The organism is Aminobacter sp. P4_D5 (assembly GCF_056401815.1).
This window is the reverse complement of record NZ_JBFUIP010001055.1, coordinates 1-592: the sequence shown is the minus strand read 5'-3', so window position 1 is coordinate 592 and position 592 is coordinate 1. Positions and strand designations below refer to the sequence as shown.

Genomic DNA, 592 nt, shown 5'->3' with positions numbered 1-592 from the left:
GACGAGCGCGAGCCGATCCGCCTGCTGGTCGGCCTGCCGCCGGGCAGCGGCGTGGACCGCATCTCGCGCGTCTTCGCCGAGGCGCTGAGCCAGCGCCTTTTCCGCCCCGTCAATGTCGAGAACCGCACGGGTGCCCGCGGCAATGTCGCCGGCGAGGAGCTTGCGCGCTCGACACCCGACGGCAACACCCTCGGCGTCGTAACCGCGACGACGATGATCCTGAACCGGCATCTGTCCCGGCAGCTAGGCTATGACCCACAAGCAGACCTGACCCCCATAAGCCGCTTCGCGAGCCTGCCTTTGATGGTGCTGGGAGGGCCCAGCCAGGGCGTCCGCACCGTTGGCGAGCTGATCGAGGTTTTGAAAACGAGACCAAGCACTTGCGGCACTCCGGGCGCGGGCACGGCTCAACATCTGGCGCTGGAATTGCTGATCCGATCGGTGGGCGCCCGTTGCGATTTCGTGCATTTCCGGGGGATCGCCGGTGCACTTCCGGAATTGCTCAATGGCGGCGTCCAGGTCTATGTGGAGGCTGCTGTCATCGGATTGCCACTGGTGCGGGAAGGACGGGTCAGATTGCTGGCCGTCACCT

At 66.0% G+C, this 592-nt stretch carries 1 protein-coding gene; it reads left to right on the top strand.

Translation table 11 applies throughout. From position 1 onward, the window contains the following. Positions 1–592 (top strand): Bug family tripartite tricarboxylate transporter substrate binding protein (locus AC1DWF_RS36635; protein WP_476843339.1); only part of this gene is annotated, 592 nt, incomplete at both ends.